Annotated in this window: 18 protein-coding genes; 12 read left to right on the plus strand and 6 right to left on the minus strand. The window is 56.9% G+C overall.

The window, feature by feature from the left end; all coding sequences use genetic code 11:
* The first annotated feature begins 14 nt into the window (after positions 1-14).
* Entirely contained in the window at positions 15-404 is a 390-nt protein-coding gene (locus KO116_RS00500; protein WP_035556197.1) for a RidA family protein, read from the plus strand.
* Positions 405-414: 10 nt separating this feature from the next.
* Here KO116_RS00500 and KO116_RS00505 read toward each other — a convergent pair whose 3' ends face one another.
* On the minus strand, positions 415-1,296 hold the full coding sequence (locus KO116_RS00505) for an SDR family oxidoreductase (protein ID WP_035556195.1): 882 nt from the start codon (positions 1,294-1,296) through the stop codon (positions 415-417).
* A 234-nt stretch (positions 1,297-1,530) separates the two neighbouring features.
* Between KO116_RS00505 and KO116_RS00510 the strand changes: the two genes are divergently transcribed.
* Both KO116_RS00510 and recG read left to right on the plus strand, forming a co-directional pair.
* Entirely contained in the window at positions 1,531-2,460 is a 930-nt protein-coding gene (locus tag KO116_RS00510; protein WP_035556193.1) for a hydrogen peroxide-inducible genes activator, read from the plus strand.
* Complete coding sequence (gene recG, locus KO116_RS00515) at positions 2,457-4,535, plus strand: ATP-dependent DNA helicase RecG (protein WP_035556191.1); 2,079 nt, start codon at positions 2,457-2,459, stop codon at positions 4,533-4,535. The genes KO116_RS00510 and recG overlap by 4 nt, the downstream gene beginning before the upstream one ends.
* A 3-nt stretch (positions 4,536-4,538) precedes the next feature.
* On the opposite strand, the gene yccS is transcribed toward recG, so the two are convergent.
* The gene (yccS, locus tag KO116_RS00520) at positions 4,539-6,737 is read right to left on the minus strand and encodes a YccS family putative transporter (RefSeq protein ID WP_035556189.1); all 2,199 of its coding nucleotides are present in this window, start codon (positions 6,735-6,737) and stop codon (positions 4,539-4,541) included.
* Between the two features lie 171 nt (positions 6,738-6,908).
* Here yccS and KO116_RS00525 point away from each other — a divergent pair, with 171 nt between their 5' ends.
* From KO116_RS00525 to KO116_RS26225, 7 genes are all read left to right on the plus strand, one after another.
* The gene (locus tag KO116_RS00525; protein WP_022521099.1) at positions 6,909-7,727 is read left to right on the plus strand and encodes a DUF3100 domain-containing protein; all 819 of its coding nucleotides are present in this window, start codon (positions 6,909-6,911) and stop codon (positions 7,725-7,727) included.
* Complete coding sequence (locus tag KO116_RS00530) at positions 7,714-8,208, plus strand: hypothetical protein (protein ID WP_035556187.1); 495 nt, start codon at positions 7,714-7,716, stop codon at positions 8,206-8,208. Before KO116_RS00525 ends, KO116_RS00530 begins: the two co-directional genes overlap by 14 nt.
* 9 nt (positions 8,209-8,217) lie before the next feature.
* Positions 8,218-9,375 carry a M20 aminoacylase family protein gene (locus KO116_RS00535; protein WP_035556185.1) on the plus strand — a complete coding sequence of 386 codons (1,158 nt, stop codon included), beginning with the start codon at positions 8,218-8,220 and terminating at the stop codon, positions 9,373-9,375.
* 133 nt (positions 9,376-9,508) lie between these two features.
* The gene (locus KO116_RS00540) at positions 9,509-10,414 is read left to right on the plus strand and encodes an NAD(P)-dependent oxidoreductase (RefSeq protein WP_035556183.1); all 906 of its coding nucleotides are present in this window, start codon (positions 9,509-9,511) and stop codon (positions 10,412-10,414) included.
* On the plus strand, positions 10,411-11,976 hold the full coding sequence (locus tag KO116_RS00545; protein ID WP_035556181.1) for an aldehyde dehydrogenase family protein: 1,566 nt from the start codon (positions 10,411-10,413) through the stop codon (positions 11,974-11,976). Before KO116_RS00540 ends, KO116_RS00545 begins: the two co-directional genes overlap by 4 nt.
* Positions 11,977-12,051: 75 nt before the next feature.
* Entirely contained in the window at positions 12,052-12,927 is an 876-nt protein-coding gene (locus KO116_RS24035; RefSeq protein ID WP_052703690.1) for a VOC family protein, read from the plus strand.
* A gap of 28 nt (positions 12,928-12,955) precedes the next feature.
* On the plus strand, positions 12,956-13,111 hold the full coding sequence (locus KO116_RS26225) for a hypothetical protein (protein WP_200897120.1): 156 nt from the start codon (positions 12,956-12,958) through the stop codon (positions 13,109-13,111).
* On the opposite strand, the gene KO116_RS00555 is transcribed toward KO116_RS26225, so the two are convergent.
* The 4 genes from KO116_RS00555 to KO116_RS00570 form a co-directional block, all read right to left on the minus strand.
* Entirely contained in the window at positions 13,064-13,978 is a 915-nt protein-coding gene (locus KO116_RS00555) for a LysR family transcriptional regulator (protein WP_045812024.1), read from the minus strand. The two genes, KO116_RS26225 and KO116_RS00555, sit on opposite strands and share 48 nt — an antisense overlap.
* A 64-nt stretch (positions 13,979-14,042) precedes the next feature.
* Complete coding sequence (locus KO116_RS00560; protein WP_008957129.1) at positions 14,043-14,399, minus strand: hypothetical protein; 357 nt, start codon at positions 14,397-14,399, stop codon at positions 14,043-14,045.
* Positions 14,399-14,671 carry an HU family DNA-binding protein gene (locus KO116_RS00565; protein WP_007112276.1) on the minus strand — a complete coding sequence of 91 codons (273 nt, stop codon included), beginning with the start codon at positions 14,669-14,671 and terminating at the stop codon, positions 14,399-14,401. Before KO116_RS00565 ends, KO116_RS00560 begins: the two co-directional genes overlap by 1 nt.
* A gap of 126 nt (positions 14,672-14,797) precedes the next feature.
* Positions 14,798-16,033: an NAD(P)/FAD-dependent oxidoreductase gene (locus KO116_RS00570; RefSeq protein WP_035556178.1), complete on the minus strand. Its 1,236-nt coding sequence runs from the start codon at positions 16,031-16,033 to the stop codon at positions 14,798-14,800.
* Between the two features lie 38 nt (positions 16,034-16,071).
* Between KO116_RS00570 and KO116_RS00575 the strand changes: the two genes are divergently transcribed.
* Together KO116_RS00575 and ubiA are read left to right on the plus strand one after the other, a co-directional pair.
* Positions 16,072-16,695: a chorismate--pyruvate lyase family protein gene (locus KO116_RS00575; RefSeq protein ID WP_035556176.1), complete on the plus strand. Its 624-nt coding sequence runs from the start codon at positions 16,072-16,074 to the stop codon at positions 16,693-16,695.
* A 35-nt stretch (positions 16,696-16,730) separates the two neighbouring features.
* Positions 16,731-17,624 (plus strand): 4-hydroxybenzoate octaprenyltransferase, encoded by an 894-nt coding sequence (ubiA, locus tag KO116_RS00580; RefSeq protein WP_035556174.1) that lies wholly within the window; start codon positions 16,731-16,733, stop codon positions 17,622-17,624.
* Positions 17,625-17,724 lie beyond the last annotated feature (100 nt).

Consider the following 17,724-nt stretch of genomic DNA (forward strand, 5'->3'; position numbering starts at 1 on the left):
GAGCGAGACATCGCATGAGCAATAAGGCTGTTATCAACACCAGCAAAGCCCCCGCTGCTATTGGCCCTTACTCCCAGGCTATTAAAGCGGGGAACACGGTATATCTCTCGGGCCAGATTCCGCTGGACCCTACCACCATGACGATTGTCTCTGAGGATTTTGAAGCTCAGGCACGTCAGGTCTTCACCAACCTGCAGGCGGTGTGTGAAGAAGCGGCGGGCTCGTTGAGCGATATCGTTAAACTGAATCTGTATTTAGTCGACTTGGATAACTTTGCGATTGTTAACCAAGTCATGGAAGAGTTTTTCTCCGCTCCTTTCCCCGCCCGCGCCGCCGTCGGCGTGAAAGCGCTGCCCAAAGGCAGCCAGGTGGAAGCCGAAGCGGTCATGGTAATCGGCGATTAACCGGATCGAGTTAGACGCTGTTGACCTCTAGAAAGCCGCCTTCTTTCAGCACCTGTGCATAACCTTCGCGGTAGCTGGGGAAGCGGAACTGATAGCCAGTGCTAACAATGCGCTGGTTATCGCACCGTTTGCTGGCCCGGCGGCGTAACGGTGACTGCATGGTTTCGCTGGCTTCAACTTTTAACTGAGTCGCCAGCCACATCATCACGTTATGCATCGTAACCGGCTCGCAGTCGCTGCCCAGATAGATATCAGCCAGCGTTTCACCGCTCTCCTGATAGCGAATCAGGTGGGCGATAATACCGGTGCAGTCGTCGCGGTGAATGCGATTGGAATAGATCACCGGGGTGATCGCCGCCACGCGGCCTTCAGCGACCTGATGAATTAGCCGGTCGCGGCCTGGGCCGTAAATGCCTGAGAAGCGAATGACCGTGCCGGGCAGCGGATGATTGATCAGCGCCTGCTCGGCTTCGCACATCAGTGTGCCCGAGAAGCTGCTGGGGTCAGTGGGGCTCTCTTCATTGACTACTTCGCCTTCCTGCTGGCCATGTACGCTGGTTGAAGAGACGAAAAACACCCGGCGCGGCGGCGTCTTGTGCTGCTCCATCACACGCAACACGCGCTTTAACCCTTCTGGGTAGGCGGTTTGATAGGCACTCTCTTCGAAACGGTCAGCGCTGACCGTATAAACCACATAGTCGGCGTGGGGAAGGCTTTTGGCATCGGCGTCTTCGAGGTCGTTTAAATCCAGCTTCAGCGGCTTAATACCGGTGCCTTTTAAGGCCTCGACGTTGCGCCGCATCCCAATCACTTGGTGCCCTTCCTCAAGCAACTCGCGCCCAAGGTTGATCCCAATATCGCCACAGCCGATAATCAGTACGGTTAGCTTCACCGTGCTCACTCCTCTTGATTAATATTCCCTATTAGATGCAAAGTCTTTACCAACGTTGACATTGAACTGTGTCATTGTCGGGTGAGAAAACCGTCGGCAGAGCTTGCTTGTCCTTTACCATCCCGCTGACTGCTATGATGCTAGGTTTTTCGTACAACGCTGTTTTCGCACAAACACTGTTTTCGTACATACCCTAGTCACAAGCTGCTACGAGAGGATGCCACTGGCACCGCTATGACTTTAACAGAACTTCGCTACATCGTAACCCTCGCCCAGGAGCGCCACTTTGGACGCGCGGCAGAACGCTGCCACGTTTCACAGCCCACACTCTCCGTGGCGGTGAAAAAGCTGGAGGAGGAGCTTGAAACGCCGCTGTTTGAGCGCTCTAAGTCCACCGTACAAGTGACCCCGCTGGGTGAAAAGATCGTTGCTCAGGCGCAGCGTGTGCTGGAACAGAGTACGCTGATTTTTGAGCTGGCCAGTAGCGGCAAAGATCAGTTGGCCAACCCGCTGCGCATTGGCGCGATTTATACGATCGGACCCTACCTGTTTCCTCATCTGGTCCCTGCGCTGGCCAACGCGGCCCCGCAGATGCCGCTGTATATTGAAGAAGGCATGACCGGCACGCTGCGCGCCAAGCTCAGAAGTGGCGAGCTGGATGTGATTATTGTGGCGCTGCCGTTTACTGAAACCGATGTAGTGACAAAGGCCATCTATGAGGAAGACTTTGAGGTACTGATGCCCGCCAATCACCCTTGGGCGTCGCGCGAAGCGATCAATAAAGAGGACTTACTCGAAGAGCGCCTGCTGCTGCTTGGCGAAGGTCACTGCTTCCGGGACCAGATTCTGGAAGCCTGCCCGGCGATTACCCAAAAGCTCAACAGCCCCAACAATACGCTGATTGCCGAAGGCGGGTCGCTGGAAACCATTCGCCATATGGTGGCCTCTCGATTGGGCATCACCGTGCTGCCGCAGTCCGCGCTGGGCACCGACCAGTATGAAAATGCCATGCTGGCGAGCCGTCCCTTTGTTGACCCAGCGCCCTCGCGCACCGTGGCGATCGCCTGGCGGGCGAGCTTTCCCCGGCCCAAAGCCATCGAGGCGCTGATTCAGGCGATCAGCCACTGCCGTCAACCTGCCCAAGCCGTGAAAAGCGCCCCATGAGCGATCTTTCCGCGCCGATTACCGCGCTGAAGGGCGTAGGCGAAGCGCTGGCGCTAAAGCTTGGCCGGCTGGGGATTGAGCGCGTTAGCGACCTACTGTTTCACCTGCCCTTGCGCTATCAGGATCGCACGCGGCTGACGCCGATTAGCCTGCTGCGGGCAGGGCAGGAGGCGGTGATAGAAGGCGAAGTGACCGCCTGCGATGTGGTTAAAGGTCGTCGCCGCAGCCTGTTGGTACGACTGCGCGATGCCAGCGGTATTCTGAGCCTGCGCTTTTTTCACTTTTCGCCCGCCCAGCAGCAACAGCTACGCCCTGGTGCGACGGTCCGCGCCTTCGGCGAAGCGCGAGCCGGGGCAACCGGTTTAGAGATCTACCACCCCGAATACCGCCTCAGTGGTGGCAGTGAAACGCCGGTCGATGAGTATTTCACACCCATTTACCCCACCACGGAAGGCTTGAACCAACCGCGGCTGCGCGCGCTGGCTCAACAGGCGCTCGGGCTTCTCGACAACGCACCCGAAGCGTTGCCCGATGTGATTCCCGAGACGCTGCTTCAGCGCTTTCAGCTGCCGGGCTTGCACGCCAGCCTGCACCTGCTACATCAGCCACCGCCCGATGTGAACATCGAGCAACTCACCAGCGGCCAACACCCGGCCACGCGGCGTTTAGCGCTGGAAGAGCTGCTTGCTCACCAGCTTAGCCTGCGCGAGGTTCGCTTGCGCATACAGGCGGATGGCGCTCCTTCGCTGCCCTCCGGGCGCAGCCTACAGGCGCGCTTTCTGGCCCAATTGCCGTTTGCCTTAACCGGTGCTCAACGCCGGGTACTCGAAGAGATCGGCCACGACTTGAGCCGCCCCGCGCCGATGCTGCGCTTGATTCAGGGGGATGTGGGATCGGGTAAAACCGTGGTCGCCGCCATGGCCGCGCTGAGCGCTTTGGCGGGCAATTGTCAGGCGGCGATTATGGCGCCCACTGAAATCCTCGCCGAGCAGCACTACCGCTCGTTCAAAGCCTGGTTTGAGCCGCTGGGCATCGAAGTAGCGTGGCTGGCGGGCAAGCTCAAAGGCAAAGCGCGGCTGGATGCCAAAGCGGCGATTGCCGATGGCCGCGCGCGTATGGTGGTGGGTACCCACGCGCTGTTTCAGGACGACGTGCACTTCCAGTGCCTGGGGTTGGCGATTATTGATGAGCAGCACCGCTTTGGCGTGCATCAGCGCCTGGCGCTACGCGAGAAAGGCGAAGCGGGCGGGCTTACTCCACACCAGCTGATCATGACCGCCACACCGATTCCCCGCACCTTAGCCATGAGTGCCTATGCAGATCTGGATGTTTCGGTGATCGACGAGCTACCTCCCGGCCGTACGCCGGTGAAAACCGTGGTGGTGCCCGATGAGCGTCGCCCTGAAGTGGTTGAGCGTATTCGACTGGCCTGTAGCGAAGGCCGTCAGGCCTATTGGGTCTGTACGCTGATTGACGAATCCGAAGTGCTGCAGTGTCAGGCTGCCGAAGTCACCCGGGATGAGCTAACCGTAGCGCTTCCTGAATTGGCGGTAGGGTTGGTGCACGGGCGCATGAAGTCGAGCGAGAAAGCCGAAGTAATGACCGCCTTTAAAGCGGGGGAGCTGGACCTGCTGGTAGCGACGACGGTAATCGAAGTGGGGGTGGATGTGCCCAACGCCAGCCTGATGATTATCGAAAACCCTGAACGCCTGGGGCTTTCTCAGCTTCACCAACTACGGGGCCGGGTAGGACGGGGCAGCACGGAAAGCTTCTGCGTACTGCTCTACCATCCGCCGCTGTCGAAAAGCTCCCGCCAGCGCTTGGCGGTGATGCGCGAAACCACTGACGGTTTCCGCATCGCCGAGAAAGACCTGGAAATTCGTGGCCCCGGCGAAGTGCTCGGCACTCGCCAAACTGGCTTGGCACAGATGAAAATCGCCGATTTGGAGCGCGATGCCGATTTGTTAGAGCGAGTCACAGCGCTCGCTCAAACGCTACAGGGCAACGCAGACATCACCGCTGTGTTGGTGCGTCGTTGGCTGGGCGAAGCGGCAGGGCGTTATGGGCAGGTTTAGGCGTTAGCGGTGGCTGTGATCTTCATTGCCGCTTCCCACCAATCGATTAGCGGCTTCGCCCAGCGGGGCCAATTGCTCGGTAATAAAACGTAGCTGGCTCTGGATAGGTCGGTAGAGGGTGACCGCTTGTTTGTCTGCTGCTACCGCATTCTGCTCTTCTAACTGGGCTAACAGTTCAGCGGCTTGATCCGTTAGCGCCTCAACCGGCTGGCGCTGGTGTAATCGTTCCGCAATCTGACCCAACAGCTCACCGATACGTTTTGCTACCGGCACCAGTGTGGCGTCGTCTTCATCGTCTGCTAACTGGTGGCGGTGGGCGCCTAGCGCTGAAAGGTGGCTGAGCAGGGTATTGGAGAGTACTAAAAAGCGTAGGCCGTTGTCCGCGTCCAATTTCCGGTAGTGCCCCGGTTCATGGAGCATATTGGTGAGCAGGGTGGAGAGCGCTGCATCGGCGTTGTGGGCATTGCGCCGGGCTAGGCGATAGGCCAAGTCATCTTGCTTGCCCTCCTCGTACTGGTGGATGATCTCGTCCAGATAGCGGCGGTGATTGGTTAGCGCGTTGGCGGCCTCCCGGTAAAGCCTCCGGCCCTGCCAGTCGGGCAGGATAAAAAACACCGCCAAGCCCGCAATCAGCGAGCCCAGCAGGGTATCGAGTAGGCGCGGCAGGATTAGGTTATAGCCGTCGCCCACTTGGTTGAAGCTGCACAGCACCAGCAGGGTGATGGACGCCGTGGCGATCACGTAGTGTTTTTCGCGGTTGGCGAAAAACGAAACCCCGGCGGCCACGGCGATTATGCTTTGCACTAGCGGATGCGGAAAGAGGCTGATCGACGCCCAGCCCACCACCAGGCCTAATACCGTGCCAATAATCCGCTGTGACAAAAATCGTCGCGTGGTAGCAAAGTTGGGCCGACAGACAAACAGAGTGGTGAGCAGAATCCAAAAGCCCTGTTCGGGGTCGATCCACTGCATCAGCCCATAGCCGGTCGTGAGGGCAATGGAGAGCCGCACTGCATGGCGAAAAGTGGGGGAGCCGAGAGTAAAGTTTAGGCGCACCCGCTTCCACGCTTCCAATACGCTGGAGGGCGAGCGGTCATACAGTGAGCTATCGCGACGATCATCGCTGACACCAGGGTTATGGGCACTGGCGAGCTGATTTTCCAGGGTGGCCAGATTCTCTGCTAGCGCACTTAATGGATAGAGCAGCGGGCGCCACTCGGGCTTACCTCGGTCGCGTAAGTTCTCAATGGAAGCGTGTAAATCGGCCAGCGCCTCTTCGCTCTGCTGGTGGTCGAACGGCCTATTGAGTAGCAGCGATTTGGCCAACTGACGGCATGAGCGCCCCTGTTGATCCAGCAGCCGCTGACAGCGAAACAGTACATCGTGGTGGAAGAATGCTTTGCTGAGCGCGCTGTAGGGGTAGTGGGTGGAGCTGGCGCGTTCGTGAATATCCTGGGCGATAAAGTAGATGCGCAGGTAGCGGTTGAGTTTTTGGTCGCCACGCTGGCCCTCTAAGCGTCTGAAAATCATCTCTTTAGCTTGGTTGAGCGCATCGACGACTTTGCCGTTCTGGCGTGCCAGGGCCACCCGGCGGGCTTCCACATCCACACCGCGTACCGGTTCAAACAGCGCTGATTTGAGTATCAGAAACTCGCCCAGCGCTTTGTACACCCGCGCCATGCTCTGCTTGACCGGCTGGCGGGAGAACAGCGCGCACCACACCACCGAAATTAACCCGTACCACACCGCACCCGCCAATAGCAGCAGTTGGCGTGCCGCCACGTCTTCATCGACCCCGCCGTGCTGCTCGATATTGATCATCGAGTAGATCGACAGTATTAGCGTGCCGGAAGCGATGGTGGCATACCGTTGACCGATAGCGCCGAGCATAATCAGGGTAAAGGTCGAAAGCCCTAGCCCCACAACAAACAGCCACGGCCAGGGAAACAGCCACTGCACGATAAATGACGCCGAGGTAAAACACACCAGCGTTACCAGCAGCGCTTGAAAACGGCCTTGCCAACTATCGTCAGTTTCAGACAGCGCGCAGGCGATAATGCCCAGAAAAAGCGGAATGACTAGCGCCACATCGCCCATTAAGCCGCTAAATAGCAACGCACCGCTGAACGCTATAAAAACGCGCAGGCTGTAGGCGAATTTATCCAGGGTCCAAAGGCGCCGTAGCGGCAAAGTTATGGGCATAAAGGCTCTTATAGATGGTTATTAGACTTTAGTATAAATGCGTAGGCGTTGGATGTCGCTACTCTGCACTCAACGTTTGGGTGTTCTAAAAAATAGCGCACTAAAGCCCTATGATTGAAACAGTAACCTTTCGATACTCGGAGTGACTCTAAAAAAAACAGGGACACTCCTATGGATCTCAAGCTACTGCTGGACTGGCGTCTACATCTTACGGTGATAGTGACGTCGATGTTTGCCGAGTGGGTCGGCATCGTACGCATCCCCCTCGGGCCTGGAACACTGCTGTTACTACCGCTGCTCTATGCTTTTATCATTGGCGTACTGTTCAATCCTCATCTTTTCTCGGCAATGGGCAAGGTCATTCCCAAGCCAGTTAGCAATGCGGCTGGCCCGATTATTCTCATCGCCATCCTGCCATTTATCGCCAAGTTCGGTTCTACCATTGGCCCTGCGATCGAGCAGATTATCGCTGCCGGCCCCGCGCTGATTCTCCAGGAACTGGGTAATCTCGGTACCATGCTGATAGCGCTACCCTTTGCCGTATTAGTTCTCAAGATGGGCCGTGAAGCAATCGGTGCCACCTACTCTATCGCCCGTGAGCCCAATATTGCCATTATTTCAGACCGTTACGGGCTGAGAAGCCCTGAAGGTATCGGTATTATGGGCGTTTACGTAGTAGGCACCATGTTCGGTACGCTCTACTTCGCCTTAATGGCAGGCTACATCGCCTCGCTGGATATTCTCGATATTCGTGCTTTGGCCATGGCCTGCGGGGTGGGCAGTGGCAGTATGGTGGCGGCGTGTTCGGCCGCATTAGCTGAAGCGGTACCCGCATCCAAAGACGAACTACTCGCCTTTGCCGGGGCAAGCAACCTGCTTACTTACGCCACCGGTCTGTATATATCGCTATTTATCGCGCTACCGATCACCGAGTGGATGTACAAGCGCTTAAAAGGCTCGCGCCAGGAGGTTAGCCATGAAAACTCATGAGAGCCCAATCGATCAGTTCGATGCTGAGGCGTTAAAAGAGCTACGTCCCGAAAACCAGCTAGGCAAAACCGCGTTGGTACTGGCAGCCGTGTGTGTGGCGGCATGGTTTAGCAATATCGTCAACGGTTCGCCTTTATTAGATGCGCTGCCCGGCATGTTGATTCTGTATGTCATGGTCATTATCGGCTTGGTCATCGGGCGCATATGCCCCTTTTACCTGCCTAGTGTGGCCTGGGTATCGCTGATCAGTATTATCGCGACGCTGCCATTCTTCCCGGGTAATGGCTGGATTATCGCACGGCTGGCCGAGGTGGATTTCCTGGCTGTGGTCACGCCGGTATTGGCCTACGCAGGGCTGGCGCTTACCGGGCGTGAGTTTGCCATGTTCAAGCAAACCGGCTGGAAGCTGGTGATTGTGGCCCTGCTGGTATTCACCGGCACCTTTATCGGCTCTGCCGTTGTCGCTCACGTGATGCTTTAAGGATAGACGATGACTGCTTCAGTAGACTTACCGGATAGCGCAGAACTAAAAGCGTGGCGCCATGATTTTCACCAGCACCCGGAAACGGCGTTTGAGGAGCACCGCACCAGTGCGCGTATTGCCGAGCTGCTGACTGAGTGGGGCTTTGAGGTAACCTCCGGGATTGCCGGAACGGGTGTGGTAGCCGCTCTGGATGGTCAACAGGGTGAAGGCAAAACCATCGGCCTACGGGCCGATATCGACGCTTTAGATATACGAGAAGAGACTGCGCTTGCCTACGCGTCGCAAACGCCGGGCAAGATGCACGCCTGCGGCCACGATGGCCACACGACCATGCTATTGGGCGCCGCCTGGGCGCTAAAGCAGCAGCCGGATTTCAAAGGCCGGGTGGTGTTTATCTTTCAGCCCGCCGAAGAGAGCGCAGGCGGTGGACGCGTCATGGTCGAAGAGGGGTTGTTTGAGCGCTTCCCTATGGATGCCGTGTACGGCCTGCACAACTGGCCGGGTCTGCCCGTAGGCGTCGCAGCGGTGCACGATACCGACGTCATGGCTGCCTTCGACATCTTTAGCCTGATGCTGACTGGCAAGGGCTGCCATGCGGCGATGCCCCATTTAGGTACTGATACGGTTTTGGCGAGCTGCCAACTGATCAGCCAACTGCAAGGGCTGGTGAGTCGTGAAACGCCGCCGGACAAATCTGCCGTGCTGAGTATTACCAGCATTAACGCGGGGGATACCTTCAATGTGATTCCCGAACAGGTGGCGCTTCGTGGCACGCTGCGCTGTTTTGATATGGCGCTTAAAGAGCACCTGGAGGCACGCTTTAAGCAGGCGATTGCCAGCTTGGCGGAGTTCCACGGCTTAACCGTTGAGCTGGATTACCAGCGCTGCTATCCCGCCACGATCAATACCCCTGAACACGCCCAGCACTGCGCCTCGGTGCTGGAAAACTTACTTGGCAGCGACAATGTGATTCGCAACCCGCCGCCAAGCATGGCCTCTGAGGATTTCTCGTTCCTGTTGGCCGAGCGCCCAGGGGCCTATATCTGGATGGGCAATGGCGAGGATTCCGCTTCGCTGCATAACCCACGCTATGACTTTAACGACGCCTTGCTGCCGATGGGTGTGCGCTACTGGGTGGAGCTGGTAAGGGCGCTTCTCGTCTAAACCCAGGGTTAAGTCTCTTTAAGAACTAACGTTACACGCTCTCTGATGCCCACTGGGCAGGGGAGCGTCTACGCCAAATATCCATACCAAGCATAGCGTCTCGTTATCAAAAGGGCGCTTAGGGAGTTTTAGGATGTCTTTAATAGCTGAGCCTTTAACCATTACCGTCATTGGGCTGGGTCAGATGGGTGGCAATATGGCGCTCACCCTCAAAGCAGCAGGGTTTGAAGTAACGGGTAGCGATGTATTTGAGCAAGCGCGGTCGCGCCTTGCTGCTCAAGGGTTAACCGTTGTGGTTCCCGAAGAACTACCCGCAAGCGACGTTTACCTGCTGTCGCTGCCCACCTCTGCCCATGTGCGTGAAGTGATCGAGCAATCTCCAGGCCTGCTTAACCTTGCGCCGAAAGGTAGCGTGATTGTTGATACCTCCACCAGCGACCCCGCCGTGACGCGTGAATTGGCTGAAAAAGTAACCGCAGCGGGCCTTCTATGGTTGGATGCTCCGGTTAGCGGCGGCCCGAAAGGCGCTGCCAGCGGCAAGTTGGGGATGTTGTTGGGAGGCGATGAACGCACTATCGAACGGGTATTGCCGATGCTGGAAGCGATGTCGTCCAAGCGCACCCATGTGGGCGGCCCGGGCAGCGGCCATGTGGTCAAACTTGCCAATAATTACCTGTGTGCCGCGCACTTGTTAACCACCGCCGAAGCCGTGGCGATGGCAGCCAAAGCGGGCGTTGATCCCGCCGCCTGCTTGGCGGGCCTTAATAGCGGCTCAGGGCGCAGCGCGGTTAGCGAGGTGAACTTCCCGGATTGGGTGCTGAGCGAGCGCTTCGATTCTGGCTTTACCTCCGGTTTGATGCGTAAAGACCTGCGTCTGGCGCGGGATGCCGCTGAGCAACTCGGTATCCCCTTGCCGTTGCTACAAGCTGTTGTTGATGCTTGGCATGCGAACCCCGAACAGCCAGCTGATAGCGACGACTTTAACCATATCACCACGCCGATATTAGCGCGTGGCAGCCAAGCGGAGGGCAACCAGTGAACTCACTTAGCCAATATGCCTGTGACCATCTTGCTGAACTGCTTAAAGGTTTCGGCTTAGCCGCTGCCACGCCGCTAAGCAACTGGATTGATGGGGCATTAGTCGCAGGGGAGGGTGAGGAAATCACCCTGATCAATTCGGCCACCGGCGAAGCCCTGGTGAGCTATTGTGATGCGGGCACGGCGTTGATTGAGCGTGCTACTCAAGCGGCTACGCGTGGGCAACGTGAATGGATGGCGCTCACCGCCAGCGAGCGTGGACGGCGCATGAATGCTGCAATACGCGGGCTGGAGGGCCATGAAGAGGCGCTGGCGCAGCTAGAAAGCGTCGTTGCCGGTAAGCCGATTCGCGACTGCCGCGCTGAAGTAGGCAAAGTGCGGGAAATGTTTGAGTACTACGCGGGCTGGTGCGACAAGCAGCACGGCGAAGTGATTCCAGTGCCTACCTCGCACCTTAACTATGTACGCCACGTGCCTTACGGCGTGGTGGGGCAAATTACCCCCTGGAACGCGCCGATGTTCACCTGCGCCTGGCAACTGGCCCCGGCGATTGCAGCGGGCAACGGCGTAGTACTGAAGCCTTCCGAACTGACGCCCTTCTCATCGGTGGTAATTGCCAAGCTGCTTGAATGCTCTGGAAAGTTCGGTCAGGGGCTCCCTAAAGGGTTGATCAATATCGTCAATGGGCTGGGCAAGTCGACCGGTGCAGCGCTGACCGATCATCCCACTATCAGCAAGCTGGTATTCGTGGGCTCTCCCCAGAGTGGCCGCATGATTGCTGAAGCCGGCGCACGCCGATTGGTGCCCAGCGTGTTAGAACTGGGGGGCAAATCTGCCAATATCGTCTTTGCCGATGCCAAGCTGGACGAAGCCGTCGCCGGTGCCCAAGCGGCGATTTTTGCCGCCGCAGGGCAGAGCTGTGTGGCGGGCTCACGGCTGTTGATTGAGCGTTCGGTGTTTGAGCAGGTCACCAGCCGTTTGGCCCGGGCCGCGGAACAGATTGCGGTCGGCCTTCCCAGCGATGAAGCGACGCGCATGGGGCCTTTGCAGAATCGCCGACAATTTGAGCAGGTCACCCGGATGATTGAGGCCGCCGAAGCGGCAGGCGCGAGAGTGTTAACGGGTGGCAAGCGTCCCGAAGGACTGCCAGACGAGGCCCACGGCTATTTTATCGCCCCTACCGTGCTGGTCGAGGTCACGCCGGATATGGAGATCGCTCAGCAAGAGGTTTTCGGCCCGGTGCTGATCGCCATGGCCTTTAATGACGAAGCCGAAGCCATTCAGCTCGCCAACGAAACCCGTTTTGGACTGGCCGGCGCCGTTTGGAGCCAGGATGTGGCGCGGGCACATCGTGTCGCTGGCCAGTTACGGGCGGGAACGGTGTGGATCAATAGCTATAAGGCGATCAGCGTGATGTCACCGTTTGGTGGCTTTGGCGATAGCGGCTTTGGCCGCTCTAGCGGTTTGGACGGCCTGCGCGAATACACGGTGCCGCAAAGCGTCTGGGTGGAAACGGCACCGGAAGCCAGCGTGGCATTTGGCTACGGCAGCGGCGTTGGTTGATTGTCCCATGGGACCTGAGGATATTGTTCTAACTTGCTGGGGCGCTTCGCTCCAGCAGCGTGAGGAGTTACTGCAATGAGCTTTGGCATTGATCACCCCTTAGTCGCGGTAGCCGATTTAGATGTGGCCGCCGAGCGCGCGGCCGCATTGGGTTTTACCCTCAATCCGCGCCACAGCCACCCCTGGGGTACCGATAATCACCTGCTGTTTTTACACAATAATTTCATTGAATTGATTGGCATTGCACATCCAGAGCTAACGGATTATCGGGATAGCAATGGCTTTCAATTTGCCAAATTGGTGGAAGATCGCTTAGCCATTGGCGAGGGGATCGCCATGGTGGCATTAGAAAGTGAAGCAATGTCGACGGATCATGCGCTGTTGACTGCGCGTGGTTTTGAAGGCCATTTGCCTATTGAGTTTCGCCGACTGGCACATCTTGCCAGTGGTGATGTAGAAGTGGGCGTAGCGTTAAATATCCTCCATGACCCTCAGCAGCCTTTCCTTACCCAGTTCTTGTGCCAGCAATTGCGTCCTGAGCTGTTTCGCACAGACCCGACCCTTGAGCGGCACGCTAATACGGCGACGTCTATTACCGATATTTGGTATGTGTCAGATAGCCCTGCTCGAGACTTGGAGCAGTTTCGTCGTATCCATGGCGATGAAGCGATTCAAACGCAAACAGGAGGCTTTAAAATCCACACCGATAAAGGGGTTTGCCACTTATTAAGCGACTGGGCAATAGGCGAGCGCTTTGAAATGTTGGCAGGGCTCCCGTCAGTGCCCGCCAGAGCGGTGGCGTTAACACTGGCCTGTGATGATATTGCCGTGGCGATTAATCACTGGCAGAAGCGCTCGCTACCTTTTGTACCACTGAACGTCCATCAGGCCGATATACCGCCTGAAGTGTTAGGCGGAACGGTGCTGCGTTTTTCTCAAATCACTGTGTGAGAATACTTTTCTGGGTGCAAACGCCGTTGTGCTCGGCAATATTGAAATTGGTGAGGGCTCGCGAATCGGTGCTGGCGCCATTGTCACAAAAAGCGTAACCGCTGGAGCGACTGGTGGGACTGCCTGCGACTGCGCGCTAATTCACATCGCGAAACGCTTGCATCCAGCGCTGCAGGTGGCGTAGGAGCAGAATGCTGGCCTTGGGCTGTTGCCTTCCTACCCGCGTGACCATGTGGGCCTGGGAGCGCTGAAACAGCGGATTATCTACCGGACGCGCCACTAGCGTGCCAGCTTCCAAATCGTGCGCAACAGCAAAGTCAGGCAGCAGGGTGATACCCATGCCGCTGCGCACATATTGTGCTAATACCACCATTGAATTGGTATTCATTGCCATGCGCGGGACTATGCGTGACTGCTGAAATGCTTGGTCGACCATTTGACGTACCCCATGGGTGGTGTCCCACATGGCCATCGGTTGATCGCTAAGCTGGGTCAGTGTGATCGGTGACGTCTGTCTGGTCAAAGGGTGGTTGGGCGGCAGAATAGCCATGAGTGGCTGAGGGGTAGATGACCAAAAACGCAGCTGGGGATGGGTACGCTCATGGAACATCAAGCCGATATGGCTATGATCGCCGACAATGGCATCAATAATGCCCGAGGTGCCTGCCGTATGGATATCGAGTTGGATACCCGCATAAAGCTGGATAAATTCGTGCAGCGGGGAAGCGACTAAGTCACTGACAAAACCTTCACCTACCGTAAGGGATATCCTGCCGGTTTCCATGCGTTGGTAGGCTTCAAGTGACGCGATAAAGCCTTCGTCGAGTGCGCCGCGACGTTCGCAGTACTCAAGCAGCATTTCTCCTACGGGGGTGGGTGAAATGCCGTCGCGCTGACGCTCCATGAGGGTGGCTCCCAAGGCTTCCTCCAGCAGCGAAATTTGCCTGCTGACCGCCGAGGGAGCAATGTCCAGACGCGCCGCAGCACGGCGCACTGAACCAGACTCCAGGGTAACGCGGAAGTACACTAAGCGTTGATGAGGTATGTCCATCGATAGCTGTTATACCTCTGCCTGGTTTACCCTTTGCTGATCGCTCAATACTGCAAATACTGGGCTACAAATATTTGAGCAGCTTCTGCAGCTTGTTCATATCGGCGGAGTCGCCCACTAAACGCACGTTGCCACTCATCATGCCGTCAAGAAAGGCCTGCTGAGTTGGCTTTTTGAGCACTTTTAACGCAGTGGCTTGGTCTCGGAAACGCAGTTCAAGGTCTAAGTCGACGGGCAGCCCTTTACCGGTGCTGATGCCTTTCGGCGTCATCCGGTAGTGGCGGGCGATGCTTAGATCTTCCGTGGCGATTCCCCAGTCCAGGCCGCGCATGCGTTCTAACTGTTCACGAAAGCGCGGCTTGCGGCGCAGGGCACGTTTGAGCAATATGCCCAGCAGCCACAGCGTCAGCTTGAGCTTCATTAGGAAACGGCGTCCTTAAGTCCTTTGCCTGGCTTAAAGGCAACATTTTTGCTGGCCGGAATTTGTAGTGGGGCACCGGTTTGTGGATTTTTACCGGTACGTGCTGCGCGCTCACGTACCGTAAAGGTACCGAAGCCGATCAGAGCGACATCTTCGCCCTTAGCAACGCTGTTAGTGATCTCATCCAAAATAACGTTCAGTACTTGGCCTGCTTTGTCTTTTGACAGGTCGGCACTTTCAGCGATGGCAGCAGCGAGTTCAGGTTTGCGCATAAGAAATCTCCCTTTAGTAAACAATCGAACTTTTGTTAAAGAATCGAGCGTAAAGCAAATGCAGGTTGTTGGGCGCGTCATTAGCACTAGGTAGCTTCTCTAGCCTAGTCGTGAACGCGACGAAAATCAGCCTAGCAGCGTAGGTGCTGCTCTGGAAAGCTCCACTTTCCTTCTCACGCAGCCCCCTGTCAACGCAAAACCAATCAAACGTCCGTCTTTATTTTCGGCTAACGCACTGATATCGCCACCTTCGCCTTCAATTCGCCAGCGTTCAGGTGGGGTGGTTGGCGGGTAGGCGACCACTGGCAGCAGGGGTGTTTTAACGACTATTGGCCAAGCGCCAAAGCTGACCAACGTGGGAGTGTCCGCAAGCGTTGCCGCCAATGCCTTGGCGCTCGCTTGCAGCGGCTGCACGTACATGGCGTTAACGCCATCGACGCAGGCGACATCGCCCAGGGCGTAAATATCGGGGTGTGAAGTACGCAGTTGGCGGTCAACTTGTATGCCGCTCGGCGATACGCTAAGACCCGCGGCTTCGGCAAGCGCCGTACGCGGCGTTAGGCCAGTTGCCATTAGTACGAGATCGGCGCTGATAGCCTCGCCGTTATCCAATCGTAATACGATGTCATCACCACTGCTGGGTGTTAGTGAATCTATCGTGCGGCCTAAGCAGAGTCGGATGCCTGCCTCATTGAAGGCATCGCCCAGGGCGTTGCCCAGCGGTATGGGCAGCAGGCGGGGCAGTAGCGTAGCTTCAGGCGCTATGACGCTGACGTGATGACCTCCGGCGTACAGGTCATTAGCAAATTCACAGCCGACCAGCCCGGCGCCAACAATCGCCACCCTTGCTGGGCCTTGGCCTAACGCCTGATAAAAGCGTCGGTAGTCGTCTAAGTCATTAATGGTGAAACAGCGTGGGGCTACGCTGGGGTCGATGCTGAATGGCACCCTGGGCGCAGCGCCAGTGGCTAATACCAGTGTTTCGTAGCTTAGTTTTTCAGAGCTTAGTTTTTCAGAGCTTAGTTTTTCATAGTTGGGCGCTTGTCCAACGTCGAGAAGAAGTGTCCGGTTATCCACATCCAGTGCCGCCACGGGGGTGTGGGTAATGATGCGGACGTTTAACTCATCGCCCAGCTCGGCAGCGTTTCGCTGGGCCAGTTTGTCGGGCGCTAGGCCTTTAGCGAAGCCGGTGGAGAGTAACGGTTTGCTGTAATCGTCACCGCTGTCAGCACTAATCAACGTGATTGAACGCTGGTCACCGAGACGGCGTAGTGCCCGGGCTAAGCCAATCCCGGCCATTCCCGTGCCAATAATGACCAGCGCAGCGTGGGATGAAGAGAGCTCTGGTTGTGAGGTGGGCATGCAGACACCAAAAAAGTCGCTGAAACAAAAGCCTGTTAGTGCTGCATGTTACACTAGTCGATCCGTTTATTGCCCTGGAGAACTTGGTGACGCCTGCAGCTTTTCGGCAAACTTCTCACTTTTCGAGCTGGCGTCCCGTTGCTGCGGCGCGGCCTGTCATGAGCCCTTCCTGGTGGCAGTGGGTTGCTTCTACCGACTCGTTAACCGCCCGCTTAATAACCGCTGGTGGTGAGAAACAGTTTCGGGTGCGGCTGCTACGCCAGGGCGTAGGCTGGCCGCGAGAGGATGAGGCACGGGCGTTGGGCATTGCTCCCAAGCGCTACGCATGGCTGCGTGAAGTCGCGCTGTGCTTGGATGAAACACCGTGGGTGGTAGCGCGCTCCGTCGCCCCGCTTACGCAGTTAAAGGGCCAGCGTTTGGAAGGGTTAGGTGAGCGCTCGCTAGGCAGTTGGTTATTTCGTCAGCCAGGTTTAATTCGCGGGCCGCTTGAAGCCACTACCCAATCCCCCTTATTTGCTCGTATGAACGGTATCGAGAGCGACTGTACCTGGGGCCGACGCTCAGTGTTTTATCACGGCGGTAAGCACGGTGGACTGTCGTTGTTGGTGCAGGAGTATTTTTTGCGTGCGATGGCGGATGACCTTGACCTGCCATCGCGCTAGGCTAGCGCCTGCATCTTATTTTTCGTGAGGTAAGCATGGATCGTTCACTGTTGCGGCCGAAGGGATGGGCTCGCGTGGCAGATTTTATACAGCTGATGCGTTTGGATCGACCCATTGGCACTTGGTTGTTGATGTGGCCGACGCTTTGGGCGCTGTGGATTGCCGCTAAAGGGGTACCCGGCCGTGATGTACTGCTGATTTTTGTGGCCGGTGTTTACGTCATGCGCGCGGCTGGCTGTGTGGTGAACGATTATGCAGATCGCCATTTCGATGGCCATGTGAAACGCACTAAGCATCGCCCGCTCGCCACCGGTCGAATCAGCGAAACCGAGGCTCAATTGTTGTTTATTGGTTTGGTGGCCACAGCGTTTATTTTGGTGCTACTGACTAATTGGTTTACGGTGCTGCTCTCGCTGGGCGGAGTATTTCTGGCGGTTATTTACCCGTTCATGAAGCGTTATACGCACTTTCCCCAGGTGGTGCTGGGGGCGGCATTCTCATGGGCAATTCCAATGGCCTTTGGCGCCGTGCTGGGCCATGTGCCGTTGGAAGCGTGGCTGCTTTTCGGTGCAAACGTGCTATGGACGGTGGCGTACGACACGCAATACGCCATGGTCGATCGCGACGATGATTTAAAAATTGGTATTAAATCGACAGCTGTGCTGTTTGGCGACGCGGATCGCCTAATAATCGGCCTACTCCAGGTAGCCACCCTGGGGTTGCTGGCATGGGTAGGCTGGCGGGTTGGGTTAGGTGGGTTCTTTTGGCTAGGGCTCGCTGCAATGGCGGCAACTTTCCTGCATCAGCAGCGCTTAATTCGTTATCAGGAGCGGGATCTCTGTTTCCAGGCGTTTCTGAATAATCACTGGTCGGGGCTGCTGATTTTTGCGGGTATTGCGCTAAGTTGGTGGCCTGCGGCGGGTCAGTAACTGCCATTGTCATGTAACTGTCATCAAGTCATGGTGTTATCGTCACTGACATGTCATTGAACTGTTTTTCTTTGAACTGGCTTTTTTGCACACCGTGAGG

Source organism: Halomonas sp. KO116, assembly GCF_000734975.2.
Classification (GTDB): Bacteria; Pseudomonadota; Gammaproteobacteria; order Pseudomonadales; family Halomonadaceae; genus Vreelandella; species Vreelandella glaciei.

Excerpts from the sequence above, each read along its gene's own strand:
- KO116_RS00535 (WP_035556185.1), top strand. The coding sequence starts at position 8,218 with ATGACTGCTTCAGTAGACTTACCGGATAGCGCAGAACTAAAAGCGTGG.
- KO116_RS00560 (WP_008957129.1), bottom strand. The coding sequence starts at position 14,399 with ATGAAGCTCAAGCTGACGCTGTGGCTGCTGGGCATATTGCTCAAACGT.
- KO116_RS00555 (WP_045812024.1), bottom strand. The coding sequence starts at position 13,978 with ATGGACATACCTCATCAACGCTTAGTGTACTTCCGCGTTACCCTGGAG.
- yccS (WP_035556189.1), bottom strand. The coding sequence starts at position 6,737 with ATGCCCATAACTTTGCCGCTACGGCGCCTTTGGACCCTGGATAAATTC.
- KO116_RS00570 (WP_035556178.1), bottom strand. The coding sequence starts at position 16,033 with ATGCCCACCTCACAACCAGAGCTCTCTTCATCCCACGCTGCGCTGGTC.
- ubiA (WP_035556174.1), top strand. The coding sequence starts at position 16,731 with ATGGATCGTTCACTGTTGCGGCCGAAGGGATGGGCTCGCGTGGCAGAT.
- KO116_RS00525 (WP_022521099.1), top strand. The coding sequence starts at position 6,909 with ATGGATCTCAAGCTACTGCTGGACTGGCGTCTACATCTTACGGTGATA.
- KO116_RS00540 (WP_035556183.1), top strand. The coding sequence starts at position 9,509 with ATGTCTTTAATAGCTGAGCCTTTAACCATTACCGTCATTGGGCTGGGT.
- recG (WP_035556191.1), top strand. The coding sequence starts at position 2,457 with ATGAGCGATCTTTCCGCGCCGATTACCGCGCTGAAGGGCGTAGGCGAA.
- KO116_RS00510 (WP_035556193.1), top strand. The coding sequence starts at position 1,531 with ATGACTTTAACAGAACTTCGCTACATCGTAACCCTCGCCCAGGAGCGC.
- KO116_RS00565 (WP_007112276.1), bottom strand. The coding sequence starts at position 14,671 with ATGCGCAAACCTGAACTCGCTGCTGCCATCGCTGAAAGTGCCGACCTG.
- KO116_RS00500 (WP_035556197.1), top strand. The coding sequence starts at position 15 with ATGAGCAATAAGGCTGTTATCAACACCAGCAAAGCCCCCGCTGCTATT.
- KO116_RS24035 (WP_052703690.1), top strand. The coding sequence starts at position 12,052 with ATGAGCTTTGGCATTGATCACCCCTTAGTCGCGGTAGCCGATTTAGAT.
- KO116_RS00530 (WP_035556187.1), top strand. The coding sequence starts at position 7,714 with ATGAAAACTCATGAGAGCCCAATCGATCAGTTCGATGCTGAGGCGTTA.